At 32.3% G+C, this 24,019-nt stretch carries 22 protein-coding genes; 8 read left to right on the forward strand and 14 right to left on the reverse strand.

The window, feature by feature from the left end; all coding sequences use genetic code 11:
- The first annotated feature begins 79 nt into the window (after nt 1-79).
- From xseA to uvrB, 6 genes are all read left to right on the forward strand, one after another.
- A complete protein-coding gene (xseA, locus tag MMJJ_RS01220) occupies nt 80-1,303 on the forward strand; it encodes an exodeoxyribonuclease VII large subunit (RefSeq protein ID WP_104837326.1) in 1,224 nt (407 codons plus the stop codon).
- Nucleotides 1,304-1,324: 21 nt separating this feature from the next.
- Nucleotides 1,325-1,528 carry an exodeoxyribonuclease VII small subunit gene (locus MMJJ_RS01225; protein WP_011170675.1) on the forward strand — a complete coding sequence of 68 codons (204 nt, stop codon included), beginning with the start codon at nt 1,325-1,327 and terminating at the stop codon, nt 1,526-1,528.
- A 9-nt stretch (nt 1,529-1,537) separates the two neighbouring features.
- Complete coding sequence (locus MMJJ_RS01230) at nt 1,538-1,957, forward strand: EamA family transporter (protein ID WP_104837327.1); 420 nt, start codon at nt 1,538-1,540, stop codon at nt 1,955-1,957.
- 126 nt (nt 1,958-2,083) lie between these two features.
- Entirely contained in the window at nt 2,084-4,939 is a 2,856-nt protein-coding gene (gene uvrA / locus MMJJ_RS01235) for an excinuclease ABC subunit UvrA (RefSeq protein WP_104837328.1), read from the forward strand.
- Between the two features lie 7 nt (nt 4,940-4,946).
- Nucleotides 4,947-6,530 carry an excinuclease ABC subunit UvrC gene (uvrC, locus tag MMJJ_RS01240; RefSeq protein WP_104837329.1) on the forward strand — a complete coding sequence of 528 codons (1,584 nt, stop codon included), beginning with the start codon at nt 4,947-4,949 and terminating at the stop codon, nt 6,528-6,530.
- Nucleotides 6,527-8,467 (forward strand): excinuclease ABC subunit UvrB, encoded by a 1,941-nt coding sequence (gene uvrB, locus MMJJ_RS01245; RefSeq protein WP_104837330.1) that lies wholly within the window; start codon nt 6,527-6,529, stop codon nt 8,465-8,467. The genes uvrC and uvrB overlap by 4 nt, the downstream gene beginning before the upstream one ends.
- Before the next feature lie 36 nt (nt 8,468-8,503).
- On the opposite strand, the gene MMJJ_RS01250 is transcribed toward uvrB, so the two are convergent.
- Nucleotides 8,504-8,737 carry a hypothetical protein gene (locus MMJJ_RS01250; RefSeq protein ID WP_104837331.1) on the reverse strand — a complete coding sequence of 78 codons (234 nt, stop codon included), beginning with the start codon at nt 8,735-8,737 and terminating at the stop codon, nt 8,504-8,506.
- 350 nt (nt 8,738-9,087) lie between these two features.
- On the opposite strand from MMJJ_RS01250, the gene MMJJ_RS01255 reads away from it, so the two are divergent.
- Nucleotides 9,088-9,645: a YqhA family protein gene (locus tag MMJJ_RS01255; RefSeq protein WP_104837332.1), complete on the forward strand. Its 558-nt coding sequence runs from the start codon at nt 9,088-9,090 to the stop codon at nt 9,643-9,645.
- 8 nt (nt 9,646-9,653) lie between these two features.
- Here MMJJ_RS01255 and MMJJ_RS01260 read toward each other — a convergent pair whose 3' ends face one another.
- The 7 genes from MMJJ_RS01260 to MMJJ_RS01290 form a co-directional block, all read right to left on the reverse strand.
- A complete protein-coding gene (locus MMJJ_RS01260; protein ID WP_244901541.1) occupies nt 9,654-10,088 on the reverse strand; it encodes a hypothetical protein in 435 nt (144 codons plus the stop codon).
- 138 nt (nt 10,089-10,226) lie between these two features.
- Complete coding sequence (locus MMJJ_RS01265; RefSeq protein ID WP_104837333.1) at nt 10,227-10,571, reverse strand: cupin domain-containing protein; 345 nt, start codon at nt 10,569-10,571, stop codon at nt 10,227-10,229.
- 17 nt (nt 10,572-10,588) lie between these two features.
- Nucleotides 10,589-11,131, reverse strand: coding sequence for a 4Fe-4S binding protein (locus MMJJ_RS01270; protein WP_244901542.1), 543 nt, complete (start codon nt 11,129-11,131; stop codon nt 10,589-10,591).
- 130 nt (nt 11,132-11,261) lie between these two features.
- Nucleotides 11,262-11,960: an ATP-binding protein gene (locus MMJJ_RS01275; RefSeq protein ID WP_104837335.1), complete on the reverse strand. Its 699-nt coding sequence runs from the start codon at nt 11,958-11,960 to the stop codon at nt 11,262-11,264.
- 102 nt (nt 11,961-12,062) lie between these two features.
- Nucleotides 12,063-13,703 (reverse strand): hydroxylamine reductase, encoded by a 1,641-nt coding sequence (hcp, locus tag MMJJ_RS01280; protein WP_104837336.1) that lies wholly within the window; start codon nt 13,701-13,703, stop codon nt 12,063-12,065.
- 252 nt (nt 13,704-13,955) lie between these two features.
- The gene (locus MMJJ_RS01285) at nt 13,956-14,363 is read right to left on the reverse strand and encodes a CopG family ribbon-helix-helix protein (protein ID WP_104837337.1); all 408 of its coding nucleotides are present in this window, start codon (nt 14,361-14,363) and stop codon (nt 13,956-13,958) included.
- Nucleotides 14,364-14,401: 38 nt separating this feature from the next.
- Nucleotides 14,402-14,752: a hypothetical protein gene (locus tag MMJJ_RS01290; RefSeq protein ID WP_104837338.1), complete on the reverse strand. Its 351-nt coding sequence runs from the start codon at nt 14,750-14,752 to the stop codon at nt 14,402-14,404.
- Between the two features lie 381 nt (nt 14,753-15,133).
- Here MMJJ_RS01290 and MMJJ_RS01300 point away from each other — a divergent pair, with 381 nt between their 5' ends.
- The gene (locus tag MMJJ_RS01300; protein ID WP_104837340.1) at nt 15,134-15,670 is read left to right on the forward strand and encodes a MarR family transcriptional regulator; all 537 of its coding nucleotides are present in this window, start codon (nt 15,134-15,136) and stop codon (nt 15,668-15,670) included.
- Nucleotides 15,671-15,682: 12 nt separating this feature from the next.
- Here the strand turns inward: MMJJ_RS01300 and MMJJ_RS01305 are convergent, their stop codons facing one another.
- The 6 genes from MMJJ_RS01305 to MMJJ_RS01330 all read right to left on the reverse strand — a co-directional run bounded on the left by MMJJ_RS01305 (nt 15,683) and on the right by MMJJ_RS01330 (nt 24,009).
- Entirely contained in the window at nt 15,683-16,108 is a 426-nt protein-coding gene (locus tag MMJJ_RS01305; protein WP_104838570.1) for an ACT domain-containing protein, read from the reverse strand.
- Between the two features lie 13 nt (nt 16,109-16,121).
- The gene (locus tag MMJJ_RS01310; RefSeq protein ID WP_104837341.1) at nt 16,122-17,420 is read right to left on the reverse strand and encodes a phenylacetate--CoA ligase family protein; all 1,299 of its coding nucleotides are present in this window, start codon (nt 17,418-17,420) and stop codon (nt 16,122-16,124) included.
- A 10-nt stretch (nt 17,421-17,430) separates the two neighbouring features.
- Nucleotides 17,431-17,997: an indolepyruvate oxidoreductase subunit beta gene (locus MMJJ_RS01315; RefSeq protein ID WP_104837342.1), complete on the reverse strand. Its 567-nt coding sequence runs from the start codon at nt 17,995-17,997 to the stop codon at nt 17,431-17,433.
- Complete coding sequence (gene iorA, locus MMJJ_RS01320; RefSeq protein ID WP_104837343.1) at nt 17,997-19,733, reverse strand: indolepyruvate ferredoxin oxidoreductase subunit alpha; 1,737 nt, start codon at nt 19,731-19,733, stop codon at nt 17,997-17,999. Before iorA ends, MMJJ_RS01315 begins: the two co-directional genes overlap by 1 nt.
- Before the next feature lie 427 nt (nt 19,734-20,160).
- A complete protein-coding gene (gene corA / locus MMJJ_RS01325; RefSeq protein ID WP_104837344.1) occupies nt 20,161-21,219 on the reverse strand; it encodes a magnesium/cobalt transporter CorA in 1,059 nt (352 codons plus the stop codon).
- Nucleotides 21,220-21,228: 9 nt separating this feature from the next.
- A complete protein-coding gene (locus tag MMJJ_RS01330) occupies nt 21,229-24,009 on the reverse strand; it encodes a cation-translocating P-type ATPase (RefSeq protein ID WP_104837345.1) in 2,781 nt (926 codons plus the stop codon).
- Nucleotides 24,010-24,019: the final 10 nt, after the last annotated feature.

Genomic DNA, 24,019 nt, shown 5'->3' on the forward strand with positions numbered 1-24,019 from the left:
CGAGTTGTCTAAATAGTATAAAAATAAATATTATTTCTTAAACTTAATCCGAATTTTAAAATTTTAAAATGGTCAAAATATGCTTCAATTAACCCTTGAAAGTTCATTTTCAAACACTTTGACGGTTTCGGAACTGAATTCTTATGTAAAAAGCACTTTAGAAGAAGATTTTTTATTAAAAAGAGCTTGTATTAAAGGAGAAATTTCAAACTGTACCTTACATAAATCAGGACATGTTTATTTTACATTAAAGGACGAAAACAGCGCAATTGATTGTGTAATGTTTAAACCATATACTAAAAAGTTAGATTTCAGCCCTACTGAAGGTATGAGCGTAATAATAAAAGGAAAAGTATCTTTGTATACAAAAACTGGAAAATACCAGTTTTATTGTAATGAAATGGAAAAAGAGGGTCTTGGGGATTTATTTATAAAATTTAAAAAATTAAAAGAAAAACTCGAAAGTGAAGGATTATTTAACGAAGAGTACAAACAAAAAATCCCGAAATACCTGAAAAACATTGGAATCATTACATCCCCAACAGGGGCAGCCATTAGAGATATTATCAAAGTTACGAGAAATAGAAACAGTTCTGTTAATATAATTATATATCCTGCAGTGGTTCAGGGCGAATCTGCTGCAAAAACAGTTATTGCCGGAATTTCAGAGCTAAATAAACTTGAAAAAATCGATTTAATCATTATTGCTCGTGGTGGAGGATCGATGGAGGATCTTTGGTGCTTCAACAACGAATCCCTTGTAAGAACAATTTTTGAATCGAAAAAACCAGTAATTACAGGAATAGGGCATGAAACAGATTTTACGATTTCCGATTTTGTAAGCGATTTAAGGGCTGCAACACCATCAAATGCTGCAGAACTTGCCATATATAATGAATACGAATTGAAATCGATGATTAATAACCTTGAAAGAATGTTAAAACACAAGGTAAAGACTGAAATTTCAAACAGGTCTTACGAGTTAGACATTCTTTATTCAAAAATCGAAAAAAACAGCCCGAAATCTAAAATTGAAAAACAAAAAGTGCATGTTGATAAAATACGGGCTCAAATGAATCATGAAATTAAAAATAAAATTTCTTACGAAGTAAAGCGCTTTGAAAAGTCGTATTCACTTTTAAATGCATATAATCCGTTAAATGTACTGAATAAAGGATACAGCATTATACAGGATGAAAATGAAAAAATTATAAGTTCAAAATCTTCGCTAAATTTAGAAAATGATGTAAAGATTACGTTAAAAGATGGAATTGTTGAAGCACATATTACTTTGAAAGAATAAAAAAGGATACTGGTGATATTTATGGACAATTATGAAGAATTAATTGAAAAACTTGAAAATATCGTAAATTCAATGGAAAATGATGAATTATCACTTGAAGAAGCCATGAAAAACTACGAAGAAGGGATAAAATTGAGTAACAAACTTTATAAAATTTTAAACGAAGCTGAAGGAAAGATTAAACTACTGTCTGAAAACGGCGAAATTGACTTTAACACTGAATAAGGGAATTTTATGTATTATATCTCAATGATTATCGTAGTTTTAGCAAGTATACTCTACCATATCTGTCAAAAATCAATTTCAAGCGGTGCAAACCCTTATGTTTCACTAATGATTACATACCTCGTTTCAATAATTTCGACAGTTGCTGCAATTATTATACTGAATGGAAAAATCGATATCATAGAATCTGTCAAAAATTTAAACTGGGCAAGCTATGTTCTTGGAATTTCCATTGTATTTTTAGAACTTGGATTTTTACTTGTTTACCGTGCAGGCTGGAATGTAAGCGTTGCGGCACTTACTGCATATGTTGCAGTTGCAGTTTTATTAATACCTGTAGGAATACTTTTATTTAAAGAAAATATCAGTATTTTAAAAGTTTTAGGAATTTTATTTTGCGTATTGGGACTAATTTTAATCAATAAATAATTCAAAGTCGGATCAATTCTGTAATATATATCCCCAAATTATCCGATATTCGTACCGTTTTTATTTTATACATCGTCACGTATATTTTTATAAAAATTTTAATCCAAATTATTCCAAATGATAGTTATGAAAGATATCATCATAAAAGGCGCAAGAGAACATAATTTAAAAAATATCTCGCTAACACTTCCAAGAAATAATTTAATAGTTGTAACTGGAGTTTCCGGCTCTGGAAAGTCCACAATAGCATTTGATACGATATATGCCGAAGGTCAGAGAAGGTATGTTGAATCACTTTCAGCATATGCAAGACAGTTTTTAGGGCTTATGAATAAACCTGATGTTGATAGTATTGAAGGATTATCCCCTGCAATTGCAATACAGCAGAAAACAACAAGTAAAAACCCAAGAAGTACCGTTGGAACGGTTACTGAAATTTATGACTACTTAAGACTGCTTTACGCAAGAATTGGAATTCCATACTGTCCCGAACACAATATTAGAATAGAATCACAGAGTCCTGAAAAAATAGCTGAAAAAATCGAAGAAGAATTTTCTGAAACTGTGACGATATTGTCCCCCATTGTGAGGCAGAAAAAGGGAACCTACCAAAAACTCTTTAAAGACTTAAATTCCGAAGGTTTCGCAAGAATTCGTGTAAATGGCGAAATTTACAGAACTGATGACGAAATAACACTTGAAAGGTACAAAAAACATGATATTGAAATTGTTATCGATAGATTAACTCCAAAAGATGACCATTCAAGGCTTGTTGAAGCCTGTGAAAGAGCACTTGAACGTTCAGGCGGACTTTTAATTGTAACTGGCACTAAAAATAATGAAGAATTTGAAAAAATTTATTCTTCAAATTTAGCCTGCCCAATATGTGGTATTTCGTTTGAAGAGCTTCAGCCAAGAATGTTTTCATTTAACAGCCCATTTGGTGCATGTGAATACTGTAGCGGACTTGGAATAAAAATGGAGTTTGATGCGGACTTGATAATTCCAGATAAAAACAAATGCATTGCTGACGGTGCAGTTGCACTTTATAGAAACTTCCTTGATGGATACAGGTCACAACATCTGGCGGCAGTTGCAAATCATTTTGGATTTACGGTTTTAACACCGATAAAAGACCTTTCAAAAGAACAGTTAGACATTTTGATGTATGGAAGTCCTGAAAAAATTCATTTTAAAGTATCAAATGGCAGTGGAGATACCGAATGGAGCCAGAATAAACCATGGGAAGGGCTTATCCCGCAATCCATTAGACTCTACAATGAAACTAAATCAGAATACAGAAGAAAAGAACTTGAAAAGTTCATGAAAGTCAGTTTGTGTCCAAAATGTGGTGGAAAACGTTTAAAAGATAAAGCACTTGCCGTAAAAATAGAAGATAAGTCTATTATCGATTTAACGGATCTTTCAATTTCAAAAGCAGAAGAATTCTTTAATAATTTAAAATTAACGGATAAAGAGTACGAAATTGCAAAACAAGTTATAAAAGAAATAAAATCGAGATTAAAATTCTTAAATGACGTTGGTTTGGGATATTTAACCCTTTCAAGGCGTTCTGGAACACTTTCAGGTGGAGAAGCTCAGAGAATAAGACTTGCAACCCAGATTGGTTCAAACTTAACTGGTGTTTTATATGTACTCGATGAACCATCAATTGGCCTTCACCAAAGAGACAACCAAAAATTAATTGAAACGCTCCATAAATTAAGAAATTTAGATAATACATTGGTTGTTGTTGAACATGACGAAGATACAATTTTAAATGCAGATTATGTCGTAGATATGGGGCCAGGTGCAGGAGTTCATGGTGGAGATGTTGTTGCAGTTGGAACGCCAACAGAAATTTCAAAAAATAAGGATTCGTTAACTGGAAAATACCTATCTGGCGAATTAAAAATCGAAATACCAAAAAATAGAAGAAAAAGCGATAAATTTTTAAAACTTTCAAACTGCAGGCAGAACAATTTAAAAAATGTGTCTGTTGAAATTCCAACAGGAGTATTTAACGTGATTACAGGAGTTTCGGGAAGTGGAAAATCCACTTTAATTTATGAAAACCTGTATCCTGCATTGAAAGAAAAAATAAAATCTGAAGAGAGTGTTGAGGAACTTGATTTTGAGGATCAGCTCTACGAAAATACTAAAGAAAAATGCAATCTTGAAATCAATTCAGAAATCGATAAAGTTGTCGTAATTGACCAGAGCCCGATTGGAAGAACCCCTCGATCAAACCCTGCAACTTACACGAAAGTATTTGATAAAATCAGGCAGGTTTTTGCAGAAACCAAAGAAGCAAAAATAAAAGGGTATGGTCCAGGAAGGTTCTCTTTTAACGTGAAAGGAGGACGCTGTGAAAACTGTCAGGGCGATGGAGTTATAAAAATAGAAATGAACTTTTTGCCAGATGTTTTTGTGGAATGTGAAGAGTGTAAGGGTGCTAGATACAACCACGAAACTCTTGAAGTAAAATATAAAGGAAAATCAATTTCCGATGTTTTAAACATGAGTGTTGAGGAGGCAAGAGAACATTTTAAAAATATTCCGCAGATTTCAAATAAATTAAAAACTCTGTGCGATGTTGGGCTTGGATACATTAAATTAGGACAGAGTTCCACAACACTTTCAGGTGGAGAAGCTCAAAGAATTAAATTAACAAGGGAATTATCCAAAAGAGCTACGGGAAACACCATATATTTACTCGATGAACCGACAACAGGACTTCACTTCCACGATGTTAAAAAATTAATCGATGTTTTAAACAGCCTCGTTGAAAAAGGAAACACTGTAGTTGTAATCGAACATAACCTCGATGTAATAAAATGTGCTGACCACATAATCGACCTTGGACCTGAAGGCGGGGAATTTGGCGGTAAAATCATTGCAACAGGGACTCCCGAAGAAATTGCAAAATGTAAATTAAGCCATACTGGAAAATTCTTAAAAAACATTCTTTCCAAAAATTAAAGATAATATGATAAATATTTCAGATATTCCGAAAAATCCGGGCTGCTATATTTATAAAAACGAATCCGGAACTGTAATTTATGTTGGGAAAGCAAAAAACTTGAAAAAAAGAGTTAGTAGCTACTTTAACAAAAAAAATCACGATCCTAAAACCGAAAAACTTGTAAAATCAATTTACGAGATGGAATTCATAGTAACAGATAATGAAGTCGAAGCTTTGATTTTAGAAAATACTTTAATCAAAAAATACAGTCCTAAATACAATATAGACTTAAAAGACTCTAAAAATTATGCATATATCTACATTAGCGAAGAAAATTTCCCAAGAATTGGAATATCGAGAAATAAATCAAAAAAAGGAAAATTTTATGGACCATTTACTTCTGCAAAGGAAAGAGATTATGTTTTGGATGTTTTAAAAAAGACTTTCAAAATAAGATCTTGTAAAAATATGCACAAACGTCCCTGTTTAAGGCACCATATAAAAAACTGCACCGCGCCATGTAGTGGTGACATAACCTCCAAAGATTATTTGAATCAGATAAAAAAGGCAGAACATGTTTTAAAAGGACATATCGATTCATTAATTGATGAACTCAAAATTGAAATGGATAATAAATCAAAAAATCTGCAGTTTGAAGAAGCTTTATTGATTAGGGAAGAAATAAATGCAATTGAAAGACTTAAGACTCGTCAAAACGTTAAAAGAGATGTAAAATATAATGAAGATGTAATCAGCGTCCTTGAAAAAAGCGGAAAACTCCATATAATGGTTTTTAATGTATTGAAAGGAACGCTTTTTGATAGAAAATACTTTGAATTTGATTACACAGAAAATTTCTTTGAAGAGTTTTTAATCCAGTATTATTCAGAAAATGAAGTTCCTTCAGAAATTATACTTTCAGAGCTGCCTAAAAATCTTGAAGAAGATAATAATGAATACAATTCTGATGCAATTTTAGAGTATCTGTCAAAAAAGAAAGGTTCAAAAGTTGCTTTTAAAATCCCTAAACAAGGAGAGAAAAAACAACTTTTAGACCTTGCTATAAAAAATCTTGAAATTTATGTTAATGGAAATGAAATAAAAGTTCAAAGTTTAAAAAACAAATTAATGCTTGATAAAAGTCCAAATGTAATAGAATGCTTTGATATATCGCATCTTTCAGGAACATTTACTGTTGGATCAATGGTCCAGTTTAGAAATGGAAAACCTGACAAAAAAAATTACCGCAGATTTAAAATAAAAACAGTTTCTGGAATAGATGACTTCAAATCCATTTCTGAGGTAGTATTTAGAAGATACAGTAAATTAATCGAAGAAAATTTGGAATTGCCTGATTTAATAATTATTGATGGTGGAAAGGGCCAGCTTTCGTCAGCATTTTCTGAACTTCGAAAATTAAAACTTAAAATTCCGCTAATTTCGATCGCAAAACGTGAAGAAGAAATTTACACTCCCGGAATTGAAAATCCCCTTCCAATAAAGAAAAATGAAAAAGCATCCCTATTTATTCAGGAAATTCGTGATGAAGCACACAGATTCGCAATAAATTACAATCGATTACTTAAAAAAAAGGAATTGATAAAATGAGTTCTCCCGATTTCAAGTTAAAAGCAGATTTTAAACCAAAAGGATCCCAGCCAGAAGCAATTGCAGGGCTGGTTAAAGACCTTGAAAAAAATCCAGAAAAAAGTAAGCAGACACTGCTTGGTGTTACAGGTTCTGGAAAAACTTTTACTATTGCAAATGTTATTGAAAAAGTTCAAAAACCAACACTGGTAATTGCGCACAATAAAACACTTGCGGCACAACTTTATAATGAGTTTAAAGAATTCTTTCCTGAAAATCGAGTAGAATATTTTGTTTCGTACTATGATTACTATCAGCCAGAATCATATATTCCACAAAAAGATCAATATATTGAAAAGGATGCACAGATCAACCCGAAAATTGAGCAGATGCGTCTTCGTGCAACTTCTGCAATTCTTTCGAGAAGGGACGTGATAATTGTTGCATCGGTTTCCTGCATATATGGTCTTGGAAATCCTGAACTTTTTAAAGAAATGGGTTTTGAACTTAAAGTTGGAGAAAAAATCAAAAGATCCGACATTATTGAAAAATTAGTAGATATTCAATACGAAAGAAACGATATGGAATTAGTTCCAGGAAGATTCAGGGTAAAAGGCGATACTTTAGATATTATTCCCGGATATCAAGATGATATTTTAAGAGTTGAAATGTTTGGGGATGAAATTGACAGAATTTATGAATTGGATCTAAAAAACATGTCTAAAAAACATGAAATAGATTCATTTTACATGTATCCTGCAAAACACTTCGTAATTCCCGAAGAAGATAAGAAAAATGCGATTAAATCTATTTTAAAAGAACTCGATGAATGGCTTGTAAATTTAGACATGCTAAAATCCCACAGGTTAAAGCAGAAAACCCTGTATGATATAGAAATGATTGAAGAAACTGGAAGCTGTAAGGGAATTGAAAATTATTCGAGGCATTTTGAAAATAGGAAAGAAGGAGAACCTGCATACTGCCTTTTAGACTATTTCCCTGAAGATTTTTTGATTGTAATTGATGAAAGCCACCAGACAATCCCGCAAATTCGCGGAATGTATAAAGGAGACCGTTCAAGAAAACAGTCATTGATTGATTACGGTTTCAGACTTCCAAGTGCATATGACAACCGCCCACTTAAATTTGAAGAATTTAAAAAATACATGAATAATGTAATTTTTGTGTCAGCTACCCCTGGAGAATACGAATTAGATAATTCAAATCAGGTTGTAGAACAGATTATTAGACCAACAGGATTGCTTGATCCAGAAGTTGAAATAAGGCCGATTGAAAATCAGGTTGAAGATATCATAAAAGAAACTGAAAAAATGGTCGAAAAAGGGGAACGGGTATTAATTACGACCCTTACAAAACGTCTTGCAGAGGAATTAACAGAATATCTTGCAAAACGAAATGTTAAAGCAAGATATCTGCATTCTGACATAGATACAATTGAAAGGACTGAAATTATTCGAAATTTAAGGCTTGGAAAATTTGACTGCCTCGTTGGAATAAATTTATTGAGGGAAGGGTTAGACATTCCAGAAGTCGGGTTCGTTGGAATACTCGATGCTGACAAGGAAGGGTTTTTGAGAAACGATAAAAGCTTGATTCAAACAATTGGTCGTGCTGCAAGAAATGCAAACTCAAAAGTTGTACTTTATGCTGACAAAATGACCGACTCAATTAAAAAAGCAGTTTTCGAAACAGAACGAAGAAGAAAACTTCAAAAAGAATACAATGAAAAACACAATATCATGCCTAAAACTATTGTAAAACCAATAAGAGAAAAAGTAGTCGATATTTCTGATGTAAAACATATCCCTGTAGCAGATATTCCAAACGTCATTATTGAACTTGAAACTGAGATGTATGAAGCCGCAGAAGCGCTCGAATTTGAAAAAGCAATAAAAATAAGAGATACAATTGCAAAACTGAAGAAAAAAATTAAATAACTTATTTTTTTATTTTAAATTATTAAATCAAAAATATTATTTTAAAACATACTCGGTAGTCAATACTCCTAAAATCAATAATACCGATATACCTCCAAGATATAACTCTAATTTTGGAACCAATTCTATCCAGTAGGGGATTATCCCACAAAAGGGGCCATAAAATAACCTTAAAATTACAGAAATGCCAAAAATTACCAATAAAGCATTGAACAGAACATAGGATATATCTTTTTTAAAATAACTCTTTAAATTGACATCTAATCCCATAATAACCCCTTTTGATTTTAATAATTCGATCCAATAATTAATATATAACAATGCAATTTAAAAAAACTAATATATAATTATATGGTTTAATATACAACTTAATTCTAAAAACCATTGAATACAGGATATGTTAGTTCTAATCCAAATTTATGGAAAAAATGCACTTAAAAGACTATAAATTCACTGGATTAGATATTCCGCCAATATTTACAATTTTTATATATTAGTTAATGAAAGAAAAAATTAATAAATGAGGGATTTTAGATAATTAACATAATTAATTGGTGATGAGCCTAATTTTTGGATATTTCTTTTTATATTAAGGTATATTTTGTTATACGAGGTTAGTTATGGGAAAAACAGACAAATTTAAGAAAAAATATGGGATTAAAGATATTAGTGAACAGGGGTTTTTTGAACATTTTTTTGAACTTGCCCTATGGAATTCCAGATTTATCGTGGTTTTGGCAGTTATTTTTGGAACCCTTGGATCAATTATGTTATTTTTAGCAGGATCTGCTGAAATATTTCATACGATTATTAGTTATTTTTCAGACCCTATGAACAGCGACCAACACAACCAGATACTAATTGGCGTTATTGGTGCAGTAGACCTTTATTTAATAGGAGTTGTACTTTTAATATTTAGTTTTGGGATATACGAGCTTTTCATCTCAAAAATAGATATCGCGCGGGCAGATGGCGAAGTTTCAAATATTTTAGAAATTTATACGCTCGATGAACTAAAAAGCAAAATCATTAAAGTTATAATAATGGTTTTAGTAGTCAGTTTCTTCCAGAGAGTTCTCTCAATGCACTTTGAAACATCGTTAGATATGATATATATGGCAATATCAATATTTGCAATATCCCTTGGAGTTTATTTCATGCACAAACAAAAAGTGTAAGTTATTTTTTAATACACTGCATTTTTTAAATTATTCAATACTTCAAAATAGACGTTAATTTCATTGTGAATGTATTCCCCAAATAATTCATGCCGATAATTTGGAGCTTTTTCCACATTTAATTCACAATAATAACAATTTTTTAAGTCCGATATATTCATATCTAAACATTTTTTGCAGTATATACTGTACAAAAAATTCTCTTGTAGATAATTAAAATAATCAAGAGCATATTTGCTGTTTTTATGAATTTCAAAAGTAGAATGTTTGTTGCAGTATAACCCAAGCATGTGTTCTGCAACTGAAATTTCCTGAGAAACTACTTCGAGTATTTCTGGAATTTTTGAAACCATTTCAACGTTATTTTTAACGCATTCTTCGAAATTACCACAATTTTTAAGTAAATAGATGTAATAATGAAGTTCATGATCATATCTATCCAAAATATCCCCCTTAAATAAAAATAATCATGTGGTTAAAATTGGGAAACCTGGATTAACATATGAAATGGGATTAATCGTCAATATATCTATTTTCATCTAAATATTAATACCTTTTGAAAAGGTATAAAAAAGTAAAAATTAACATTTAATTGCTTCTTCAGGAGCCCCTAATTTTTTTGGATGAGGTGCTTTTAAAACAAAAAATTCAAGCGTTTCTGAATTTTCATTTTTGATTAACATTTTTGTATTGAATGGTATGCTTAAAATCGTTCCTTTTTTGTAATTTGCCGGATTTTGATCTTCAAGAGTAATTTCCATTTCCCCACCAACAATTACTAAATTTACATTTGAATTTGAGATATGTTTTGGCATGAATTCTCCTTTTGGAAGCATTATGTGTCTTATCTGGATATCATCGGTATTTACAAGCATTTCAACCAATTTTTTATCGGATTTATTGAAATTTTGAACTTTTTCAATCATTTTATCACCTTGAAAAATCATAACTTTTTGTAAGTTATTGCATTTGTTGGGCATTTTAATTCACAATTTAAACACAAGAGGCAGTGTTTTTTGAATATCTCTGCATTTTGCTTGTTTTCAACTTTAACAGCTTCGGCAGGACATACATTTTCACAGATCTTACATGAAATACATTTTTCAGTTACATTTAAGCCATACTTTGAAAAATACCCAGTAATGCTTAATAAAAATCCCCAAGGACATAAATAACGGTGCCATGAGTTTTCATTTGACAGTAATGTAGTCAAAACACCAATTGAGATTATTATAATGGGTAGTGGAAATCTTGAGCCATTTATCATTGCATTTACGGTAATTCCAAGCCCCACCATAAATAATAACATTATTAAAAGTCTTGGTTTTTCAGATTTTAGTAAATTTGGAATATTTTTACTGGAAAAGCCAGTTTTATCTTTTAAAACTTGTATGGGATGAATAATCGTATTTATGGGGCATACGAATCCGCAGTAATACCTTCCAAATATTCCTGCCAATATTATCGATAAAAATACAAAAACCATCCAAAACTGAGTTTGACCGCTTATAAAGGTCCACAAAAAGATAATAAAAAATAATACCTGAATAAAAGGCCGTATTTTTGATATCTGCATTTTAAACCCTCAAAATCAGATTTTAATGTTTGATATTAAATTAATCCATTAATTTACCATCGAGTGAAATAACTTTTTTAGTAATATTTACATCTAAACCATTCAGTGCACGGCTTACTAATGAATAAAGTCCACTGCAACACGGAACTGTCATTATCGCAACTGTTACATTTTTAATATCGTTTTGTTCAACAATTTGCCTTATTTTTAGCATGTAATCTTTTGTATCGTCTAGCTTTGGACAGGCTATTGCAAGAACTTTTCCTTTCAAGAGATTATTGTGAAAATCAGGATACGCAAAAGGAACGCAATCCGCCGCAATTATCAAATCAGCGTTTTTAAAGTAAGATGCATTTGGATTTAGAAGTTGAAGTTGAAGTTGAAGTTGAAGTTGAACTGGCCAGTTTAAAAGTTCTGATTCTGTTTCTTTATTTTGAAGCATTTCTGATCTTTGTTCAGACCTATTGAAGCTTTTTACAGCTGAACCGGGACAGGGTTTTCCACTGTGGCCACCACAACTAAAACCAGAGTCAGAAGTAATTTTTAATGCCCCAACTGGGCAGACATCAAGGCAGGCCCCAAGACCATCACAATTGATTTCACGGGTTTTATCAACTTTTACTTTTCCCGTTTTTTCATCAGGAATTATTATACTTTCTTCACAGGCTGAAACACAGAGTCCGCACTCTTTATATCCAAGACATGTTTCACTGTCAATTTCAATTTTGAATTTTGCCATTGAAATCACCAACATGTAAATACTATTTTCAAACTTCTAAAATTAATTTAAATTTTTTTAAGTAATTTTTAAAAATTAAAAGTTAATATGGAGTTTAGGAGATTATTCCCCTAAAAACATCTTCATATCAGATTCCACGTTGCTTATTCTGCCAAGTTCAAATTTATCAATTAATACTTTTGCAACGTTTGGCGAAAGGAATTCGGGAAGTGTTGGACCTACATGGATATTTTTAATTCCAAGATAAAGGAGTGCAAGTAAAACAGCCACTGCTTTTTGCTCGTACCACGCAATATTAAATGCAATTGGAAGCTTGTTTATATCGTCGAGTTCAAACACTTCTTTTAATTTTAAAGCAATTACTGCTAGTGAATAACAGTCATTGCACTGCCCTGCATCGATAACTCTTGGAATTCCCCCAATATCCCCGAGATTTAATTTATTGTACCGGTATTTTGCACAACCTGCTGTTAAAATAACTGTGTCTTTTGGAAGATTTTTTGCAAATTCCGTGTAATATTCCCTATCGCTATTTCGTCCGTCGCATCCTGCCATTACAAAGAATTTTTTTATTGCGCCAGATTTTACTGCGTCAACCACCTTGTCAGCAAGCGCCAATACCTGATTATGTGCAAAACCACCGACTATTTTTCCAGTTTCAAGTTCTACTGGTGATGGACATTTTTTAGCCTGTTCAATTACTTCTGAAAAGTCTTTTTTGCCGTTAACTGTTGGAATATATTTAATTCCAGGGTATCCAACAACGCCAGTTGTATAAATTCTATCGGCATAACTGTCTGCAGGGGGCACAATGCAGTTTGTAGTCATTAAAATTGGTCCATTAAATGATTCAAACTCTGTTTTTTGTTTGTACCATGAACCGCCGTAATTTCCTGCAAAATGTTCGTATTTTTTAAATTCAGGATAGTAATGTGCTGGAAGCATTTCACTGTGAGTATATACATCAATTCCAGTTCCTTTTGTCTGTTCTAAAAGGTCTTCCATGTCTTTTAAATCGTGACCGCTTATTAAAATACCAGGATTTTCCCTAACTCCGATATCAACTTCGGTTATTTCAGGATTTCCATATTTTCCAGTATTTGCTTTATCCAAAAGCGCCATCGTATCTACAGCATATTTTCCAGTTTCAAGAACCAGCGCAGTTAATTCATCGGCTGATTTTGAATCATCAGAAATATCAATCAGCGCTTTTTTGATAAATTTGTGAATTTCACCACTGTTTTCACCAAGAACCATTGCATGGTGAAGGTATGCAGCAATTCCTTTTAATCCGTAAAGTGTAGTAACTCTTAAAGCCCGTATATCTTCATTTTCAGTTGCCTGTAGTGAAACTTCTTTTGAATTTGATTTTTCTAAAATTTCTAAATCTGTTTTTGCATTCCAAGTTGCAAAATCTGGTAATTGTCCGCAATTTCCGCCACAATTTGCTTTTAAACTATCCCTTAACTTCAAACCTTCTTTAACTTTTTCAATTAAGTATTTGTCATCAAAGTTAGTATTTGTAACTGATGCGAAGAGCGAATCTACAATATATCTATCTATAACTTCAGTATTTGCTCCTGTTTTTTCTGAAACATGAGAAATACCTTTTAAAGTATAAATTAAAAGGTCTTGAAGATTGGCCACATTGTCCTTTTTCCCGCAAACTCCAACTTTGACACAACCTGTTCCTTTAACTGTTTCCTGACATTGATTACAATACATTTTTGTTGGTCTTTCCATAAAACACACCTTTTAAAATTTTAAACTTCACCCTAAAATCAATTATATTAATATCATGATTAATCGATTTTAAAGGAATTTTTGTAGTTTAAAGTTAGTTTAATACATTTTTATAGGGTTTTGGAATTAGTTAACGAATAGTATTGTATTATTTAGGATATAAATAAATTTTTGACCGTTTTTAAATGGTTTGTGATATAATTATTATTACTATTAAATAATTTAGTAATATTAGACATAAAAAAGTATTTGTTAAAAAATAATAATGTTATCGTAGATTTTCCCATTTATATTTTGTATTTTCTGATAAAATTCAGAAACTATGTCAGATTCACCTTCGATTACAAAAATTTCGAGTTTTTTGTTCTTTTCGCATGTCGTTTTTACGTAAGACTGGTTCATTGATTTTATTATTGTCTCGTACTCAAAATAAATATGGCTCATTTCTTCCATCGTATCTTTTGATGGGCTGTAAACAACTGTGATCATTCCATTTACAGTTTTTCCAGGGGTTAACGCATTATTTTCGATTACATATTTTCTTACAGCGTCACGAATGAGTTCGCTCCTGCTGGAATAATTTTTAGATTCTACAATGGAATCCAGTTCAGAAAGTAAAAATTTTGGAAAAGAAAGGCTTATCCTTTCTACGTTAGCCATTATTTCACCGATAGATAAATAATTACTATTAAAAAAAGTTATTTGGGAATTAATAAATACCAGGCTTTGTCGCCATTTTCTTGGTATCGAACAGCCATAAATTCAGTTTTAGACTTTTTTGACATGTCGTGCGTGAATGTTATAAATGGCCGCCTTTGTTCAGTAACCTCTGCCCGCATGTTCCTTAATATTGAGTATAATCTTTTAAAATAAGTAACAGTATCATCTTTATCAGGGTATATCGCATCATATACGTTTCGAGTTATGTAAACAGGCTCACTAAAACCCCTTCTTTTCGCATAACGAGAAACATTTATGACCTCTGCACCAGGTTTTATTACTTGCTCGATATCCTCTAATTCTTCAGGTATCTCAAAATTGCCCCTCATCAAAAATCCCCTCCAACGAAGTAGAATAATATATGGTTAGCATTACATTTAAATATATCGGTAAAAGGAAATAAATAGCTTTTTTTAAAATAAGAATATTATTTAAAGAATTACTTGTAATTAAAACCATTTTTACACATTTGTGGTAATTTATGTGTTTAATATTTTTTAAAACAGGGATAACACTGTTTTTCAGGCCATTTTCAAAAAACATTATTACATTATTAAAAAGTGATTTATAGTTTAAAAAACATCATAGAATCTGAAATTTTGAACAAAGATCGATTTAATATTTTTAAGTCCTGTTTTATCCAAAACTCTTGAAAAAGTATTTAATGAAAGAAATCCATACTCTATAAATTAAATTAGGAACTGAAAAACATGGTATCCCAAGACGACATACTTTACGAATTTTACAATAACGATGGAATACTTTCTACAGAACAACTTAAGGAATTATCCGGCATTTCAAAGGAGGAAAGTATAAGAAGCATTTCAAAATCTATGAATTCGTTGATTCAAAAAAAACTAATCGGAAAAGTAAAAGGCCCAAAAAACAGCACAATTTATTTTTTGACCAACCCTTACTATTTCCTATGTGACGATAATGAAAGAATAAAACATGAAAAAACACACTGTTTAAACGTCATAAAAAAAGTCATGGAACATCATGATGAATGTAAAATCTTTGAAAAACATGACATGATTATCCTAAAGTTTAGTGCAACATACCAGATTCGAAACCATCTAAAATTAATAAAATCAATCATAGAAATGTTTGGAAATTGTTTAAAATATGTTTTACACGACAATTACATACTTGTAACGGGTAAAACCCATCTTGAAATTGACATGTTTAATATAAACCATTTTTTAAAAGAAGAAAAAGAAATAAACTTTAAAAATACCATAAAATAAAATTAAATAAAGTTAGATGCCGTATATATCATCTGCATCTAAAACTTCAGTATCGTGCTCTTTTAATACATCAATTCCTTTTTGAATATCTTCAGTTCTTAAAACTGCTAAAGCTTTGTCATTCATTGAAAATGCATATACATAATCAATGCTGATATTTTCTTTTGAGAGTATATTAATAGTTTTTGAAAGAGATCCAATCTTATTTGGGATACATATACATAAAACATCCGTTAAACTTACTGAAAACCTATTTTCTTTTAAAATTTTTAATGCAAGATCCGGATTTGAAACAACCATTCTTAATATTCCGTAATCTGATGTGTCTGCAACACTCAGTGCAGAAATATTTATTCCTGCTTTTTCGAGTATTTCAGTTACCTCATTTAGTCTTCCGGATTTATTTTCTAAAAATACTGATAATTGTTTGATAATCATATTGGCCCCTCCATTATAGTTTTCTTTTATCAATTACCCTTTTGGATTTTCCTTCACTTCTTTCAATAGTTTTTGGCTCTACAAGTTTAATTTTAACACTTATTCCAAGAGTACTTTCGATTTTATGTTTGATTTTTTTACTTAACTGTTCAAACATACTGATTTTGTCTGAGAAGAACTGGTCTTCGATTTCAACCCAAACTTCAAGAACATCTAAATTATTTATTCTATCCACTATTAATAAATAGTGAGGCTTTGTTTCACTCATTTCTAAAAGGACACTTTCTATTTGTGATGGGAATACGTTAACCCCCCTTATAATTAACATGTCGTCGCTTCTTCCAGTGCACTTGTTCATTCTAACAAGGGTTCTTCCGCATTTACATTTTTCGTAATTTAAGGAGGTTAAATCTCTTGTCCTGTATCTTAAAAGAGGCATTCCTTCTTTTGTGATCGTTGTAAATACAAGTTCCCCTTCACTTCCTGCAGGAAGTGGTTTTAATGTAACTGGATCAATAATTTCTGGAACGAAATGATCTTCATTTATGTGCAATCCGTCCTGATATTCACAGTCGCACGCTACACCTGGACCCATTACTTCACTAAGCCCGTATATATCCATTGCTTTTATTCCAAGTTTATTTTCAATTTCTTTTCTCATGCTTGGAGTCCAAGGTTCTGCACCAAAAATTCCAACCCTTAAATTAATATCGTCAGCAGTCATTCCAGCATCTTCGAGTGTTTCTGCTAAATAAAGGGCATATGAAGGCGTACATGCAAGAACAGTTGTTTTAAAATCAGCCATTAATTGAAGCTGTTTTTGAGTATTTCCGCCCGAAATTGGAATTACTGTTGCACCTAATTTTTCACCACCATAATGCAGTCCAAGACCGCCGGTAAAAAGACCATATCCATAAGCAATCTGGATGAAATCATCTCTTGAAGCTCCAGCACAGCTTAATGCTCTTGCAACTATTTCAGACCACATTGCAATATCTCTTCTCGTGTATCCTACAACAGTTGGCTTTCCAGTCGTTCCAGAAGATGCGTGAACCCTTACAATTTCGCCCATGGGCACTGAAAATATTCCAAATGGATAATTGTCTCGTAAATCCTGTTTTGTTGTAAATGGGAGTTTTGAAAGGTCATCGATACTTTCAATATCTTCTGGATAAACGCCCATACTTTGCATTTTTTTCCTGTAAAATGGAACATTGTGGTAAACACGACTAACTGTATCAGAAAGCCTTTTACTTTGAAGTTCCCTCATCTCTTCTCGATCCATGCATTCAATAGTTTCATTCCATATCATGATATCCCTTCTATTCTAAATTGTAACCCATTTCAAAAGCTTTCAAGTTCAATTCCAGAAATTTTTCAGGAACTGTGTCTTTTATAGCTTTTATCCATTCTTCTTTTTTAATGTTGCTGTTTTTTGCGAGAACTCCGATTAAAGCAACGTTTACTGCTTTTAGTGTTCCTGCTTTTTTTGCAATTGATAGTGCATCTACTGGAATATACCCAATGTTTAATTCTTCAAATTTTTCACTTAAATCAGAAGGATATTTCATATTTCCAGTGATTACGGGCATTGGATCTATTTTTTGAGTGTTTACTACCAATTTTCCATTTTCTTTTAAGTAATCCACATATCTTGCACCTTCGAGCATTTCAAAAGCCAAAACAATATCTGCAGTTCCTTTTTCAACTACTGGGGAATAAACTTTTTCACCAAATTTAACGTATGCAACGACGCTACCGCCTCTTTGAGACATTCCATGAACTTCTGAAACTTTAACGTCTTTTCCGAGATTTTGTGCAAGTGTTCCTAATATTTTAGAAGCTAAAACTGCACCCTGTCCACCAACTGCTGCGATGACGATATTCATTATTTTACCACCTCAACTATTGCTGAAAATTTACACAAGTCTTTGCAAAGCCCGCATCCAACACACAAAGAATCATTTATTTTTGCAACTTTTCCATCAAATGAAATTGCAGGACACCCTGCTTTTAAACATAGTTTACAACCTGTGCAGAGTTCAGGATCTATTTTATAATCTTTAAAATCAAATTTAACCCCTTTTATCAATACACATGGCCTTTTTGTGATAATTAAAGAAGGTTCTTCAGCATTTACTTCTTCTTTTATCGTTTCTTCGAGTGCTTTTAAATCGTACGCGTCAACTACGCGAATTCTATTTATTCCAATTGATCTTCCAAGTGCTTCAAAATCAATCTGATTGGTACTTTCCCCAGAGAGTGTTTTTCCGGTTGAAGGGTTTTCCTGATGTCCCGTCATTGCAGTAATTGAATTATCTAAAATTATAACCGTACTGTGTCCTTTATTGTACACAATATCGATTAATCCAGTAACGCCTGAATGCCAGAACGTAGAATCCCCGATAACTGCAACGGACTTTTTAGCAAAATCTTTTCCCCTTGCCATTTCAAATCCGTGTGCCATTCCAATACTTGCACCCATGCAGATTGTAGTATCGATTGCATTTAATGGTTCAAACCCTCCAAGGGTGTAGCAACCAATATCTCCTGCAACATGGAGTTTTAATTTTTTAAGAACGTAAAATGGACCCCTGTGGTGGCATCCTGGACACAAAACAGGTGGTCTTTGAGGCAATCCTTCAATTTTTTCAATAACAATTTTTGATTCGTTTAAAAGCGCATTTCTAATTATTTCACTGCTCAATTCACCAACTACTGGGAAAATTTCTTTTCCAATTACGTTTAATCCTATTGATCGAATTTTTTGTTCAAAAATAGGTTCCAATTCTTCAAATACGTAAACTTTATCGCAATTTTGAACGAATTCTTTAATTTTTTCTTCAGGAAGTGGATAGCTCATTCCAAATTTCAAAAAAGATGCATCAGAAACTGCTTCTTTTGCGTAATTGTAAGCAACCCCACTTGTAATAATTCCAATTTTTTTATTCGTATATTCAATTTTGTTTATATCAGATGAATCTGCGAAATTGGAAAGCTCATTTAATCTTTCTTCAATGAAAATTCTCCTTTTTTTAGCATTCGCAGGTGCGGATACGTATTTTGAAGGGTTGTAGTCGTATAGTTTTAATTCAATTTTTTCTTTTTCTTCCAATTCAACCAAACTTTGGGAGTGGGATACTCGGGTACTGAGCCTCAATATTACCGGCGTATCAAATTTTTCACTGATTTCAAGACCCAATTTTACAAAATCCTTACATTCCTGGCTGTCTGAAGGTTCCAAAACAGGTATCTTTGCAAACATTCCATAATACCTTGTATCCTGCTCATTTTGAGAACTGTGCATACTTGGATCATCTGCAACAATTATCAAAAGTCCTGCATTAATTCCAGTATACGCAACAGTCATTAATGGGTCTGCTGCAACGTTTAAACCTACGTGTTTCATTGACACTACGGTTCTAGCACCTGCAATTGCTGAACCAATAGCCACTTCAAGAGCAACTTTTTCATTTACTGACCATTCCGAGTTAATTTCAGGATATTTTACAATATGCTCTGTTATTTCAGTACTCGGTGTTCCAGGATATGCAGTTGCCACAAGAACTCCTGCTTCGTAAGCGCCTCTTGCTACTGCTTCATTTCCAAGCATTAATTTTTTCATAATTAACCTCTCAAATGAATAATTGATGAAATATTTTTTGATAATTTTTCCGAAAATAAAACGTTATCCCGATTTGATATATTCAAGCGATATCAAATCTTTTCCGGTTTGAATATGCAAAGACTGTTATTTATGCATATTGTAAATTGTTAAAATAAAAAAGCATTATCGCGTTGAAATAATATGATTTAAACGTTTGAAAAAAAGAAATTCTGGATAAATATCCAGTTAATTCAAATATGAACCCCTATTTCTTAAATTACCCTTCCGATTATTCGAGCAATTGATGAAAGTATCCCTAAATTTGGGACAATCAATTATTTTTGATTTAATCAATATATATTAATTATTAATTGATTTTTTTGGATATTTTCATATCAAAACTTAACAAAAAACTGAAAAAACGGAGTTTAATATTTTTCAATGATTAAATCCACCTTTTTCGCCTGAAAAACATAACCATTGAAGTTAATACAAGCCCCATTACAATAAGAACATAAAAATATCCAAAAGACCACTTTAATTCAGGCATATTTTCAAAATTCATTCCATAAAGCCCTGCAACGAATGAAAGCGGGATAAATATTGTGGAAATTATTGTAAGTACTTTCATAATCTCGTTCATGTTGTTGCTCATCACGGAAAGGTGTATTTCTGCAATGTTTGACGTATTATCCTTTAAAATATCGATTGTTTCGATTAAGTGAACCGTGTGGTCATATAGGTCGTGAATGTATATTAAATTGCTTTTTTCAATAAATTCATACTCATCTCTGCTGAATTTATGAAATATTTCTTTAAATGGTCCGATATTTTTTCTTAAAGCTACCAATATTTGTCTTATCTGCTTTACATGGATAATTTCTTCATTTTCGATATCTGAAAACAATTTTGAATCATATCTCTCAATTTCATCTTCAATCGGTGAAATTATTGCAAAATAATGGTCAATTATTGAATCAAGCACTGCATAAAATAAATAATCCAGTTTTTTTTCACGGATAGACCCGCTTTTGTTTGATATTCGATTAATCAAACTCTCAAGGATAGTTATGTCGTGTTCAAAAAAAGTGATTAAAACATTGTTTTTTAAAATTATACTGAGCTGTTCTGATTCAAGATGTACTGTATCAACTTTCTGGTGGATTATCCTTGTTACGAGATACTTATATTTCTCGTAGACCTCAAATTTAGTTCTCTGACTGGTATTCAATATATCTTCAAGAGTTAATTTGTGAAGTTCATATCTTTCACCAATCAACCTCATTTCTTCAGCAGTTGGAATCCCCGAAAATATGATCCAATTTACACATAAATCATCAATAATTATTTCATCGAGACTTTTTACCTGCTTTTTTAAAAAATTATCGGCATTATAACTAATAAATATTATTTCAGTCTCTTTTAACTCCATTTCACCAGTATATACCAAATCTCCAGGAGGCAGTCCTGCTTTTTTTGAATATCTGCTTCCAATTTTTCTCATACTACCACCTTATGTAGAAATTTCAGTTAAAACTGTTGCATGTTTGCCGGATTTTTTATGTCTTTTATATACTTTCAAAAGTTCATGCGCTCCCAAAAATACAAATGATGCCAACAACACGTAAGCCCAGTCGACAAGCCCCATCGGTGCAAAACCAATCATTTTGTTTATCGGCGAAACGTATATCGCGGTAAGCGTAAATACTATGGAAATTAGTATCGAATAAATCATATTCATGTTTGTAAAGAGTGTTCTGCTAAATAAGGTTTCGTAAGAGTATCTTCGTGAAAGAATATTCATAAACTGGCAGAATGCAATTGTAGAATAGCTTATCGTAGTTGCAAGAGGGTATACTCCGGCAATTTGCGTCAATTCAAGGTCATTTCTAAAAATAAATAGTCCAAAGTTTAAAAATGCTAAAAAACCCATTAAAAATCCAAAAAACAAGATTTCTGAGATTGCATATTTATTTAAAACGTGTTCTTCTTTTCTCCGAGGTGGTGCATTCATTATATCTCTTGATGCAGGATCGAAAGTTAATGCAGTTAACGGTAAAATTTCTGCAAGAAGGTCGATTGCAAGTATCTGAATCGTTAATATGGGCATTGGCCAGCCCATATATGCAACAGCAAGTAAACCAATTAAAACTATTGTCAATTCTCCCCCATTACTTGTAAGAGATGCAATAATCGTTTTTGTAAGATTATTATAGATTGTACGCCCTTCCCGAATTGCATAAACTAACGTTGTAAAACTGTCATCGAGTAAAATAAGTTCAGATGCTTCTTTTGATACGTCCGTACCAATTTTTCCCATTGCAACCCCAATATGGGAACTTTTAAGAGCTGGAGCATCATTTACCCCATCGCCAGTTACTGCAACAATTTGACCCTGTTCTTTTAGTGTTTTTACGATCCTAAGTTTGTTTTCAGGCGAAGTTCTCGAAAATATCAGTGCATCATTTTCAGCCATGTTTTGTTTTAACTCATCATCAGGCATTGAATCGAGTTCTTTTCCAGTTATAACTTTTACTTCCCTCCCGCCGTCTGCTAAAAAAATCTGTTTTCCAACAGCCTGTGCAGTTATAGCGTGATCTCCGGTCATAATATATGTTTTTATATGTGCTTCGTGTGCTTTTTTTATTGCATCTTTCACACCCTCTTTTGGAGGATCACTCATTGCCATTAAACCTAAAAAAACCATGTCTTTTTCAGTGTTTTCAACAGAATATTCTCCCCCATTGTTTTCCAATTCCCGATATGCGAATGCAAGAACCCTCATTGCTTTTTTTGAATACTGGATATTTAATTCGTTTAACATTTCAATATCTTCTTTTTTTAATTCAACAACTTTTCCATCCTTATAAATATATTTACTAACTGAAAGAACACTATCAAGTGCTCCTTTCATCATTAACATCTTTTTATCATTAAAAAGCCTAATAGAACTCATTCTTTTTCGAACAGAATCAAAACTAAACTCCTGAATTTTAGGATATTTTTCATCTTCATTTAGCGACATTATATTTAATTTTCTAGCCGCCGTTATCAGAGCAGCTTCGGTCGGGTCTCCAATTGGGTACCATCCATAGTGATTTTCGTCAGGCTCGTGAATTTTTGCATTTGAAGCCATTGTAGCCGTATTGAATATTAATTCGATATTTGAAAAACCTGATTCGTCCAACTCATTTTTCGATGCATCAAGAATCGTACCTTTTGGTTCATATCCGACACCTGTTATTTCATACTCTTTTCCATCAAACCAGATGCTTCTAACAGTTATTTCATTTTTGGTTAATGTTCCGGTTTTATCAGTTGTAATTACGTTTGTCGAACCGAGTGTTTCAACTGCTGAGAGTTTTTTTATTACTGCATTTTTCTTTGCAAGTTTAGAAACTCCGTTTGCAAGAGCCACCGTTATCTGCATGGGAAGGGCCTGCGGAACTATCGCAACTGCAATTCCAAGTCCGTAAATTAAACCAAATTTTAACCCCAAACCTTGATTTAAACTTATTAAAAAAAGTATTGATGCAATAACTACTGCAAAAATGGTAATTTTGTTTGCAATATTGCTGAGTTCTACCTGTAACGGTGATTTTGCAAGTTTTTCTTCCCGCGTGAGGTTTGCAATTCTTCCAAGTTCAGTAGCCATCCCTGTTGCCACAACAACTCCTTTAGCATTTCCTGTAGCAATATTTGTACCCAAGTAAACCATATTTGTACGATCTGCAACCCCTACTTCAGAATCAAGCGCCTCAGTATCTTTTTCCTGGGGCATTGATTCACCAGTAAGTGAAAAATCATTTGTACTTAAATTATAAGATTCAATAAGCCTGATGTCAGCAGGTACTTTGTCGCCTTCGTCAAGATGTACAATATCTCCGACAACCAGCAACCCTTGCGAAATTTCTTTTAATTCTCCGTCACGGTAAACTTTTGAAGGGGATTGTATAAGTTTTTTTAAAGAATCCATGATATTTTCAGCCTTATTTTCTTGATAATACCCAATTACTGCATTTATTATCACAATTAATGCCATTATTGTTCCATCACGGTAATTACCAATTAAAAAAGAAACTGCCGATGCAAAAATTAAAACTGCTGCAAAAACGTCTTTAAACTGAAATAAAAATTTTAACCATTTTGGAAGCCTAATTTCTGCATTTAATTCATTTTTTCCAAAAGTATTCAGCCGATTTTCAGCTTCTACGTTAGAAAGTCCTGATTTTTCAGTATCTAATTTTTTAAATACCTCTGAAATAGGCATTAAATAATAATTGGTATCTAGCATCCCCTCCCCC

This window comes from Methanococcus maripaludis (assembly GCF_002945325.1).
GTDB lineage: Archaea > AGJL01 > Methanococci > Methanococcales > Methanococcaceae > Methanococcus > Methanococcus maripaludis.

Coding starts and splice junctions, on each gene's coding strand:
- uvrA (WP_104837328.1), top strand. CDS start 2,084: ATGAAAGATATCATCATAAAAGGCGCAAGAGAACATAATTTAAAAAAT.
- MMJJ_RS01285 (WP_104837337.1), bottom strand. CDS start 14,363: ATGGCTAACGTAGAAAGGATAAGCCTTTCTTTTCCAAAATTTTTACTT.
- MMJJ_RS01330 (WP_104837345.1), bottom strand. CDS start 24,009: ATGCTAGATACCAATTATTATTTAATGCCTATTTCAGAGGTATTTAAA.
- MMJJ_RS01315 (WP_104837342.1), bottom strand. CDS start 17,997: ATGAATATCGTCATCGCAGCAGTTGGTGGACAGGGTGCAGTTTTAGCT.
- MMJJ_RS01290 (WP_104837338.1), bottom strand. CDS start 14,752: ATGAGGGGCAATTTTGAGATACCTGAAGAATTAGAGGATATCGAGCAA.
- MMJJ_RS01265 (WP_104837333.1), bottom strand. CDS start 10,571: ATGATTGAAAAAGTTCAAAATTTCAATAAATCCGATAAAAAATTGGTT.
- MMJJ_RS01250 (WP_104837331.1), bottom strand. CDS start 8,737: ATGGGATTAGATGTCAATTTAAAGAGTTATTTTAAAAAAGATATATCC.
- iorA (WP_104837343.1), bottom strand. CDS start 19,733: ATGAAAAAATTAATGCTTGGAAATGAAGCAGTAGCAAGAGGCGCTTAC.
- MMJJ_RS01225 (WP_011170675.1), top strand. CDS start 1,325: ATGGACAATTATGAAGAATTAATTGAAAAACTTGAAAATATCGTAAAT.
- MMJJ_RS01310 (WP_104837341.1), bottom strand. CDS start 17,420: ATGATATGGAATGAAACTATTGAATGCATGGATCGAGAAGAGATGAGG.
- MMJJ_RS01270 (WP_244901542.1), bottom strand. CDS start 11,131: ATGGTTTTTGTATTTTTATCGATAATATTGGCAGGAATATTTGGAAGG.
- corA (WP_104837344.1), bottom strand. CDS start 21,219: ATGAGAAAAATTGGAAGCAGATATTCAAAAAAAGCAGGACTGCCTCCT.
- MMJJ_RS01300 (WP_104837340.1), top strand. CDS start 15,134: ATGGTATCCCAAGACGACATACTTTACGAATTTTACAATAACGATGGA.
- uvrC (WP_104837329.1), top strand. CDS start 4,947: ATGATAAATATTTCAGATATTCCGAAAAATCCGGGCTGCTATATTTAT.
- MMJJ_RS01305 (WP_104838570.1), bottom strand. CDS start 16,108: ATGATTATCAAACAATTATCAGTATTTTTAGAAAATAAATCCGGAAGA.
- hcp (WP_104837336.1), bottom strand. CDS start 13,703: ATGGAAAGACCAACAAAAATGTATTGTAATCAATGTCAGGAAACAGTT.
- MMJJ_RS01230 (WP_104837327.1), top strand. CDS start 1,538: ATGTATTATATCTCAATGATTATCGTAGTTTTAGCAAGTATACTCTAC.
- xseA (WP_104837326.1), top strand. CDS start 80: ATGCTTCAATTAACCCTTGAAAGTTCATTTTCAAACACTTTGACGGTT.
- uvrB (WP_104837330.1), top strand. CDS start 6,527: ATGAGTTCTCCCGATTTCAAGTTAAAAGCAGATTTTAAACCAAAAGGA.
- MMJJ_RS01275 (WP_104837335.1), bottom strand. CDS start 11,960: ATGGCAAAATTCAAAATTGAAATTGACAGTGAAACATGTCTTGGATAT.
- MMJJ_RS01255 (WP_104837332.1), top strand. CDS start 9,088: ATGGGAAAAACAGACAAATTTAAGAAAAAATATGGGATTAAAGATATT.